5 protein-coding genes are annotated in these 10,191 nt (G+C 71.9%); 3 read left to right on the forward strand and 2 right to left on the reverse strand.

Features of this window, described 5'->3' with window-relative positions:
* Window positions 1-280: 280 nt before the first annotated feature.
* Window positions 281-1,096, forward strand: a complete 816-nt coding sequence (locus PV679_RS13345; RefSeq protein ID WP_319680379.1) for a class I SAM-dependent methyltransferase — start codon at window positions 281-283, stop codon at window positions 1,094-1,096.
* A 49-nt stretch (window positions 1,097-1,145) separates the two neighbouring features.
* Complete coding sequence (hrpB, locus tag PV679_RS13350; RefSeq protein WP_319680380.1) at window positions 1,146-3,662, forward strand: ATP-dependent helicase HrpB; 2,517 nt, start codon at window positions 1,146-1,148, stop codon at window positions 3,660-3,662.
* A gap of 92 nt (window positions 3,663-3,754) precedes the next feature.
* Here hrpB and PV679_RS13355 read toward each other — a convergent pair whose 3' ends face one another.
* Both PV679_RS13355 and polA read right to left on the reverse strand, forming a co-directional pair.
* The gene (locus PV679_RS13355; protein ID WP_319680381.1) at window positions 3,755-5,434 is read right to left on the reverse strand and encodes a lytic transglycosylase; all 1,680 of its coding nucleotides are present in this window, start codon (window positions 5,432-5,434) and stop codon (window positions 3,755-3,757) included.
* A 253-nt stretch (window positions 5,435-5,687) separates the two neighbouring features.
* Complete coding sequence (gene polA / locus PV679_RS13360; protein WP_319680382.1) at window positions 5,688-8,399, reverse strand: DNA polymerase I; 2,712 nt, start codon at window positions 8,397-8,399, stop codon at window positions 5,688-5,690.
* Window positions 8,400-8,521: 122 nt separating this feature from the next.
* On the opposite strand from polA, the gene PV679_RS13365 reads away from it, so the two are divergent.
* Window positions 8,522-10,191: FdhF/YdeP family oxidoreductase (locus PV679_RS13365; RefSeq protein ID WP_319680383.1), on the forward strand; the 1,670-nt coding region annotated here is incomplete at its 3' end.

The following is a 10,191-nucleotide window of genomic DNA, read 5'->3' on the forward strand; positions in this document are numbered from 1 at the left end:
AACCGAGGGGACCACAACAGATGCGAGCGCGGCTGCTACGTCTGAGGCGCGCAAGCCCGCAGCGCAACCTTTAGCATACGGGGGCAGCCGGGCACGGTCAATGCGCGAAGGCGCACACCCGGGGCGGAATGCCCCATACCCGGCACAATCCGCGTTTGATGAGGCCACAGGGGCCCCGTCGCGGTCCCATGGACACACCGGCGTGCGAGCACGCGGCCAGGGGGCCACGCGGCCCGGCCACGCGACCGCGTGGTCCCAGCACACTACGACGACGGACGAAATGATCCAAGAGTACGAACCGGAAGCGACCCGCCGCGAAACCGGCGACACGGAGAGCACCCGGGCCAACCGCGGCTGGTGGGACCGGCACGCGGACGAGTACCAGACCGAGCACGGCACCTTCCTCGGCGACGACCGATTCGTCTGGGGCCCGGAGGGGCTCGACGAGGTGGAGGCCGGCCTGCTGGGACCGCCGGAGTCCCTGCGGGACCTCGACATCCTGGAGATCGGCGCGGGCGCCGCGCAGTGCTCCCGCTGGCTGGCGGCGCAGGGCGCGCGCCCGGTGGCGCTGGACCTCTCGCACCGCCAGCTCCAGCACGCGCTGCGCATCGCCGAAGGGCGCTCCCGGACGTTCCCGCTGGTGGAGGCGGACGCCGGAACGCTGCCGTTCCGGGACGGCTCGTTCGACCTGGCGTGTTCCGCGTACGGCGCGATCCCCTTCGTCGCGGACCCGGTGAAGGTGTTCCGCGAGATACGCCGGGTGCTGCGGCCCGGCGGCCGGTGGATCTTCTCCGCCACCCATCCGATCCGCTGGGCGTTCCCGGACGAACCGGGCCCCGAGGGCCTGTCGGTGGCCTCCTCCTACTTCGACCGCACCCCCTACGTCGAACAGGACGAGCAGGGACGCGCGGTCTATGTGGAGCACCACAGGACGGTCGGCGACCGGGTGCGGGACGTGGTGGCGGGCGGCTTCCGGCTGGTCGATCTGGTGGAGCCGGAATGGCCGGCCTGGAACACCCAGCAGTGGGGCGGCTGGTCTCCGCTGCGCGGCGCTCTGATCCCGGGCACGGCGATCTTCGTCTGCGTACGGGACTGAGATCCCGCTCGCGTACCCGAGCCGGCGCGCCGCGTACGAGACTGGGCGGGTGATCCGCGACGACATCCTCGGCAGCCTGCCCGTCCGTCCCGCCCTCCCCGCGCTGGAACGGGCCCTCGACGGGCACGGCTGCGCGGTGCTGTGCGCACCGCCCGGGACGGGCAAGACGACGCTGGTGCCGCTGGCGCTGGCCGGGCTGCTCGGCGACGGTCCCGTACGGCGGGTGGTCGTCGCCGAGCCGCGGCGGATCGCGGCGCGCGCCGCGGCCCGCCGGATGGCCTGGCTGCTCGGTGAGCGGGTCGGCGAGCGGGTCGGTTTCACCGTGCGCGGGGAGCGGGTGGTGGGCCGCGACACGGTGGTGGAGGTGGTGACCACCGGTGTGCTGCTCCAGCGGCTCCAGCGTGATCAGGAGCTGGCCGGGGTCGATGTGGTGATCCTCGACGAGTGTCATGAGCGGCATCTCGACGCGGACACGGTGGCGGCGTTCCTGCTGGACGTACGGGCGGCTCTCCGTCCCGAGCTGCGGCTGGTGGCGGCGTCCGCCACGACCGACGCGGCCGGGTGGGCGCGGCTGCTGGGAGACGCGCCGGTGGTGGAGGCGCGAGGCGTCTCGTATCCGGTGGAGGTGGTCTGGGCGCCGCCCGCGAAGCCGGTACGTCCGCCGCACGGGATGCGGGTCGACCCGGCACTGCTGACGCATGTGGCGTCGGTGGTGCGGCGGGCGCTGGCCGAACGGGACGGCGATGTGCTGTGTTTCCTGCCCGGCGTGGGCGAAATCGCCCGGGTGGCGGGCCAGTTGGGCGAGACCGGCGCCGAGGTGCTCCAGGTGCACGGTCGGGCGCCGGCGGCGGTGCAGGACGCGGTGCTGGCCGGTTCCACGGACGGCCGCCGGGTCGTGCTGGCCACGGCGGTCGCCGAGTCGAGCCTCACGGTGCCGGGCGTACGGATCGTCGTGGACGCGGGGCTCGCGCGTGAACCACGGACCGATCACGCGCGCGGGCTGAGCGCGCTGACGACGGTACGGGTGTCGCAGGCGGGCGCCCGGCAGCGGGCCGGGCGGGCCGGGCGCGAGGCACCCGGCACCGTCTACCGCTGCTGGACGGAGGCCGAGGACACCCGGCTGGTCCGCTTCCCTTCTCCGGAGATCAAGGTCGCGGATCTGGCGGCCTTCGCTCTGCAGGCCGCGTGCTGGGGCGATCCGGACGCGAGCGGACTGGCGCTGCTGGATCCGCCTCCGGCGGGCGCGCTGGCGGCGGCGCGCTCGGTGCTGACCGCGATCGGCGCGGTGGTGGGCGCGACAGGACCGGACGGCGGCGGCCGGGTGACGGAGCGCGGCGTACGCATGGCGCGGCTCGGCCTGCATCCCCGGCTGGCGCGGGCCCTCCTCGACGGCGCCGGGCGGGTGGGAACGCGTCGCGCGGCCGAGGTGGTCGCGCTGCTGAGCGAGGAGCCGCCGAGGTCGTACGGGGACGATCTGGCCGCGGCCTGGCGTACGGCCCGCCGGGGCGGGGACGCCTACGCGGCGCGCTGGCGCCAGGAGGCCCGGCGGCTGGCCTCGGCCGCGGGCCGGGACACGGCGGGCCGGGAGCCGGACGCGACGGACGACGCGGTCGCCGGGCTTGTCGCGGCGCTCGCCTTTCCGGAGCGGGTGGCGCGGGCCCGCGCCGAGGGAACCTATCTCATGGTGTCGGGCACCGGGAGCGAGCTCGCCGACGGATCGGGGCTGCGCGGCGCGCCCTGGCTGGCGGTGGCGGTCGCGGACCGGCCGGCCACGGCCGCCGCCGCGCGGGTCCGGCTCGCCGCGGTCATCGACGAGGGCACGGCACGGTCCGCGGCGGGCCATCTGCGCACGGCTGGCGAGGAGGTGCGCTGGGAGGACGGCGATGTCGTCGCCCGGGAGGCGGAGCGGCTGGGCGCGGTGGAGTTGTCCGTACGCGCGCTGCGGTCGCCGGGCTCCGGGCTGGTGCGCGCGGCGCTGCTGGACGGACTGCGGCAGGAGGGGCTCGGGCTGCTGCGCTGGACCCGGGACGCGCGGGATCTGCGGGAGCGGCTCGGCTTTCTGCACCGGGAGTTGGGCGGCGGCTGGCCGGATGTCTCGGACGCGGCGCTGCTCGACCGCGCCGACGAGTGGCTGGAGCCCGAGCTGTCCAGGGCCCGGCGCCGGTCGGATCTGGAGCGGCTCGACGCGGGCCAGGCGCTGCGGCGGCTGCTGCCCTGGGCGACCGGCGAGGCGTCACGCCTCGACGAGCTGGCGCCGGAGCGGATCGAGGTGCCGAGCGGGTCGCGGGTGCGGGTGGAGTACGGCGGGGCGCAGCCGGTACTGGCGGTGAAGCTCCAGGAGTTGTTCGGGCTGCGGGAGACACCGCGGGTCGCGGGGGTGCCGGTGCTGGTGCATCTGCTCTCTCCGGCCGGACGGCCCGCGGCGGTGACGGCGGATCTGGCGTCCTTCTGGCAGGACGGATACCGGGCCGTACGGGCGGAGCTGCGTGGCCGGTATCCGCGCCATCCATGGCCCGAGGATCCGTCGACGGCGGTCGCGACACGCCGCCTCAATGCCCGGCGGTGAGCCGGCCCGTACCGGCGGCTGTCCGCCGGGGCTGATCACGGCGCCGCCCTCCGTCCGGTGGACGGAGGGCGGCGGGCCGCGCGGTACGAGGGTCAGGCGACCTTGAGTTCGATCGTCAGGGTCGCGCCACCCGCCGCTTCGAGACGGAGCAGGAACGTGCCCGTCGTGTCGTCCGCGAAGAGCGCCGGGAGCTGGAGGATGCCGTTGGCGTCCGTCGTGAGGCCGCGCAGTGCCCGGACCGGGTTGCCGTCCGCGTCCTTGAAGTAGGGGCCCTGGCCCGGCGTGGTGGCGTCGCCCTCGGATGTGATCAGGGCGGCGGTGACCGCCACACCCGCCGCGGCCGCGCCCTTGAAGGTCGCCCTGACCCCGACCGAGCCGGCGAACTCTGCGCCTGGCGCGGCCGTCAGCTCCGTGTCGGTGGTCCTGACGAGACCGTCCGCCTGACGGGCCGTCACCGTCGCGGTGTACTCGACGCCGGCGACATCCCGGACGGCGACGGTGGCCCGTACGGTGAAGTCGCCGGTGACCTCGCCCGCCCGGACGGCCGGGGCCGTGGCCCTGCCGTCCGCGCCGGTGGTGACGGTCACCTCGGACCCGCCTCCGGCGAAGCGCGCGTCCGTGTCACCGGCGATCCGGAACAGCACCGGCACTCCGGCGACGGGCCTGCCGGCCGCGTCCTCGGCGCGTACCGCGGCCCGCTCGGCGAAGACATCGCCGGCGACGGCGGTCAGCGTGCCGGTGACCGTCTTCTCGATCCGCTTGACGATCGGGCTGGGAGTCGGCGTGCCGGGTCCGTCGCTCTCGCCCGGAGGAGGCGAGGCCGGGCCGCCGGGCTTGGACGGGGCCGGACTGCCGGAGTCGCCGGGCTTGGGTTCCGAGGGCTTGGGGCCGGGCGAGCCGCCGGGCTTCGACGGAGTGGAGCTGGGGCTCGGGTCCGGCGTGGAGGAAGGGCCGGCCGGGCCGTTGCCCACGGGAAGCACTCCGGTGCCGTCCGGCACCTCGTGCGTGCCCTTGCGGTAGTACTCCAACCAGGTCAGGACCGTGTTCAGGTATTCCTGCGAGTGGTTGTAGCCGAGGATCGACTTGTGGAGATCGGCCTCGACGGAGAGATCACGGCCGCCGGCGCAGAGATAGTGGCCGGCCGCCAGCGCCGCGTCGAAGATGTTGTTGGGGTCCCTGGTGCCGTCGCCGTTGGCGTCCTGGCCCCAGGTCTCCCATGTCGCCGGGATGAACTGCATCGGACCGACCGCGCGGTCGTGCGTCGTGTCACCGTCGTACTGGCCGTGGTCGGTGTCGGAGATATTGGCGAAACCGACGCCGTTGAGGACCGGCCCGAGGATCGGCGCGAGCGTGGTGCCCTGGGCGTCCACCCGGCCGCCGCGCGCCTGACCGGACTCCACTTTCCCGATGGCGGCGAGCAGTTGCCACGGCAGATTGCAGCCGGGCTTGTCCTCCGCGAGTCTCTGCTCAGCCTGCTTGTAGGCCGCCAGGACCGACGCCGGTATGCCGGCCTCGGCCGGACCCGTGGCCGGCAGATCGATCGAAGAGTCCGGTTTGTCGGGTGTGGTGAGCGGCGGAAGCTCCGTGTAGTACGGGGAGTTGCCGGTGACCGGCGTGCCGGGAGGCGGTGTCACATCCGCCGCCTGACCGGTGCCGCCACCGGTGGGGATGGCGCCGGGCGCCTGTGAGGCGGAGAGCGCCGCGATCGCGGCCGCGGCCACCGCTGTGGTGGTCGCCCCTCTGCGCAGTCGGCGGCCGAATTGCGCTGCCATACGTCTGGTCCCTCCCCTGAGCTGGCTGTTCGCGCTCCCCGCGCGAGGACTCAGGCGACCCTACGTCAACTCCTGGCTCCAGCACACCGGTCGGTGACCGGTTTTCACCAGTTCGCCACCTCCGGGTCGCCTGGCCGCCTCCGGGTCCGCCATTCCACCGGGCCGCGTTCGCACCGACCCGTGTGAGCGGATCGGTGCGAACGGCCGGCATGAGCGGATCAGCGCGTACGGCCGGCGGCCCGGGCACCGCCGGTCAGTGCGCCGCCGACTCCCAGTCCGCGCCCACGCCCACCGATACGTCCAGCGGCGCGCGCAGCTCGACCGCGGCGGACATCTCACGGCGCAGCAGCTCCTCCACGGCCTCACGCTCGCCCGGCGCGATCTCCAGCACGATTTCGTCATGGACCTGGAGGAGCATCCGCGAGGTCAGACCGGCCTGTGTCATCGCACGGTCCACCTGGAGCATGGCGACCTTGACGATGTCCGCCGCCGTCCCCTGGATGGGCGCGTTGAGCGCCATCCGCTCCGCCATCTCACGCCGCTGACGGTTGTCACTGTTGAGGTCCGGCAGATAGCGGCGGCGGCCCAGCATCGTCTCCGTATAACCCGTGGCCCTGGCCTCCACGACCGCCCGCCGCAGATAGTCCCGCACACCTCCGAAACGCTCGAAGAACGTCTCCATCAGCCCGCGCGCCTCAGCCGCGTCGATGTTGAGCTGCTGGGAGAGGCCGAACGCCGAGAGGCCATAGGCCAGTCCGTACGACATCGCCTTGATCTTGCGGCGCATCTCCGGATCGACCGCGGACTTCTCCACACCGAACACCTGCGACGCGACCGTGGTGTGCAGATCCTCGCCGGACGTGAACGCCTCGATCAGCCCCGCGTCCTCCGACAGATGAGCCATCACCCGCAGCTCGATCTGGCTGTAGTCCGCCGTCATCAGCGACTCGTATCCCTCGCCGACCACAAAGCCCCGGCGGATCGCCCGGCCCTCGTCGGTGCGCACCGGGATGTTCTGCAGATTGGGATCGGTCGACGAGAGCCGGCCGGTCGCCGCCACCGTCTGGTTGAAGGTGGTGTGGATACGGCCGTCCGCGCCGATCGTCTTGATCAGGCCCTCGACCGTCACCCGCAGCTTCGCCTGCTCACGGTGGCGCAGCATGATGACCGGCAGCTCATGCTCGGTCTGGGCGGCGAGCCAGGCCAGCGCGTCGGCGTCCGTCGTATAACCGGTCTTCGTCTTCTTGGTCTTGGGCAGACCCAGCTCACCGAAGAGGACTTCCTGGAGCTGCTTGGGCGAGCCGAGGTTGAACTCATGGCCGACCGCGGCGTGCGCCTCCTTCACGGCCTGCTGCACCGCGCCCGCGAACTGCTGCTCCATCGCCTCCAGATGCGACCGGTCGGCGGCGATGCCATGGCGCTCCATCCGGGCCAGCAGCGCGGACGTCGGCAGCTCCACGCCATGGAGCAGATCGGTGGCTCCGACCTCGCCCAGCCGCTCGGCGAACGCCTCGCCCAGGTCGAGAACGGCGCGGGCCTGCGACATCAGCGCCTCGGCCTCGGCCTGCTCGTCCGTACCGAACGCGAGCTGTCCGTCGGCGGCGGCCGCCGGTGCCAGCTCCCGGCCCAGATATTCGACGGCGAGCGCGTCCAGCGCGAAGGAACGCCGGCCCGGCTTGACCAGATAGGCGGCCAGAGCCGTGTCCATGGTGACCCCGCCGACCCGCCAGCCGTGCTCCGGCGCGACCCGCATCACGCCCTTCGCGTTGTGCATCACCTTGGGCCGGCCCTCGTCACCGAGCCACGACACGAAGGCCCGCTCGTCGGCCTCGTCCAGCTCAGTCGTGTCGAACCAGGCCGCCGCGCCATCCGCCGCGGCGAGCGCCACCTCACTCACATTCCCGGTGCCCAGCGCCCACGTGTCGACCGTGGCCACACCGAGCGGCTCATCGCCATGGACCGCCAGCCACGGCGCCAGCTCCCCGGAACCCAGCACCGAGCCGTCCAGCTCGACACCGGCGGCCGGCGCCGGTCCCTCCTCCTCGACCGCGCCCGGATCCACCGCCAGCAGCCGCTCACGCAGACTCGGGTTACGGATCTCCAGCACGTCCAGCACGCCCTTCACCGCCGTACGGTCGTACGGCGCGCGCGCCAGCTCCTCCGCGGTCTTGGGCAGCGACACGTCCCGCACCATCTCCGTGAGCCGGCGGTTCAGCCTGACCGACTCCAGATGATCACGGAAATTCTGCCCCGCCTTGCCCTTCACCTCGTCGGCGCGCGCCACCAGCTCGTCGAACGAACCGAACTGGTTGATCCACTTCGCGGCGGTCTTCTCACCGACACCCGGAATGCCGGGAAGATTGTCGGAAGGATCTCCGCGCAGGGCCGCGAAATCCGGATACTGCCGAGGCGACAGCCCGTACTTCTCCAGGACCTTCTCCGGAGTGAAACGAGTCAGCTCCGAGACACCCTTCGTCGGATACAGCACCGTCGTGTGCTCACTGACCAACTGGAACGAATCCCGGTCACCCGTGACGATCAGCACCTCGAAACCCGCGGCCTCAGCCTGCGTCGCCAGCGTCGCGATGATGTCGTCCGCCTCGAAACCCTCGATCGCGAACCGGTCCGCGCGCATCGCGTCCAGCAGCTCACCGATCAGCTCGACCTGACCCTTGAACTCGTCCGGCGTCTTCGAGCGGTTCGCCTTGTACTCCGGGAACTCCTCCGCACGCCATGTCTTTCTGGACACATCGAAAGCCACAGCGAAATGCGTGGGCGACTCATCACGCAGCGTGTTCGCCAGCATCGACGCGAAGCCGTAGATGGCGTTCGTCGGCTGCCCGGTCGCGGTGGTGAAATTCTCCGCCGGCAGCGCGAAGAACGCCCGGTACGCCAAGGAGTGCCCGTCCATGAGGAGCAGGCGAGGACGGTTGTCTGCGGTCTTCTTCGATGCTGTCTCAGCCACGTCCCCGATCCTGCCACGCCCCACCGACAATCCCGACCGGCCCGACCTCCTCCGCCGATCGCCGGCGGCCCGTGGCAGGATCGATGACGTACACGACAGACACAGGTCCAAGGGAGCGCGCCATGGCCAGCAAACCGCCCACAGGTGATCCGGTCCAGGACGCGCCCCAGGTCGCGGCCCCCAAGCACGCCGCCGCGGGACTGCCCGCCATCGCGCACACGCTCCGCATCGCGCAGCAGCAGATGGGCGTCGGCCGCACCGCGCGGACCCTGCTCAAGGTCAACCAGAAGGACGGCTTCGACTGCCCGGGCTGCGCCTGGCCCGAAGGCGACCACCGGCACACGGCGGAATTCTGCGAGAACGGCGCGAAGGCCGTCGCGGAAGAAGCGACACTGCGCCGCGTCACCCCCGACTTCTTCGCCGCCCACCCCGTCTCCGACCTCGCCGGCCGCAGCGGCTACTGGCTGGGACAGCAGGGCCGGATCACCCAGCCGATGCTGCTGGACCGGAGCCCCGGAGCGGCGGCCCCGGACCACTACACGCCCGTCACCTGGGAACGGGCCTTCGCGATCATCGCGGAAGAGCTCACCGCGCTCGGCTCGCCCGACGAGGCCCTCTTCTACACCTCGGGCCGGACCAGCAACGAAGCCGCGTTCCTCCTCCAGCTCTTCGCCAGGGAATTCGGCACGAACAACCTGCCCGACTGCTCCAACATGTGCCACGAATCGTCCGGCTCCGCGCTCATGGAGACCATCGGCATCGGCAAGGGCAGCGTCTCCCTGGAAGACCTCCACCAGGCCGACCTGATCATCGTGGCCGGCCAGAACCCGGGCACCAACCACCCGCGCATGCTCTCCGCCCTCGAAAAGGCCAAGACGGCCGGCGCGAAGATCATCTCGGTGAACCCGCTGCCCGAAGCCGGCCTCGAACGGTTCAAGAACCCGCAGACCCCGCAGGGCCTGCTCAAGGGCGCCGCCCTCAACGACCTCTTCCTCCAGATCAGAATCGGCGGCGACCAGGCACTCTTCCGCCTGCTCAACAAACTGATCATCGAGACGCCGGGCGCCGTCGACGAAGCCTTCGTCAGCGAACACACCCACGGCTACGAGGAATTCACCGCCGCCGCACACGCCGCCGACTGGGACGAGACACTGGCCGCCACCGGCCTGGAGCGCACCGAGATCGAACAGGCCCTCTCCATGGTCCTCGCCTCACAGCGCACCATCGTCTGCTGGGCCATGGGCCTCACCCAGCACAAACACTCCGTACCCACCATCCGCGAAGTCGTCAACTTCCTCCTGCTGCGCGGCAACATAGGCCGACCCGGCGCCGGCGTCTGCCCCGTACGCGGCCACTCCAACGTGCAGGGCGACCGCACCATGGGCATATTCGAACGGCCCGCGCCCGCCTTCCTCGACGCGCTCGACCGCGAATTCGGCATCACCTCACCACGCCACCACGGCTACGACGTCGTCCGCTCCATCGAGGCACTGCGCGACGGCGAAGCCAAGGTCTTCTTCGCGATGGGCGGCAACTTCGTCGCCGCCACCCCCGACACGCACGTCACCGAAGCCGCGATGCGCCGCGCCCGCCTCACCGTGCACGTCTCCACCAAACTCAACCGCTCCCACGCCGTCACCGGAACCCGCGCGCTGATCCTCCCCACCCTCGGCCGCACCGACAAAGACATCCAGGCCGGCGGCCGGCAGATCGTCAGCGTCGAGGACTCCATGGGCAAGGTGCACGCCTCCCGCGGCAATCTCCCGCCCGCCGGCCTGGATGTCTTTGTCGG

The organism is Streptomyces sp. AK02-01A (assembly GCF_033795305.1).
Taxonomy (GTDB): Bacteria; Actinomycetota; Actinomycetes; order Streptomycetales; family Streptomycetaceae; genus Streptomyces.

Bases quoted from the DNA above. Each gene is read 5' to 3' on its own strand.
- PV679_RS13355 (WP_319680381.1), bottom strand. From the start codon at position 5,434: ATGGCAGCGCAATTCGGCCGCCGACTGCGCAGAGGGGCGACCACCACA.
- PV679_RS13345 (WP_319680379.1), top strand. From the start codon at position 281: ATGATCCAAGAGTACGAACCGGAAGCGACCCGCCGCGAAACCGGCGAC.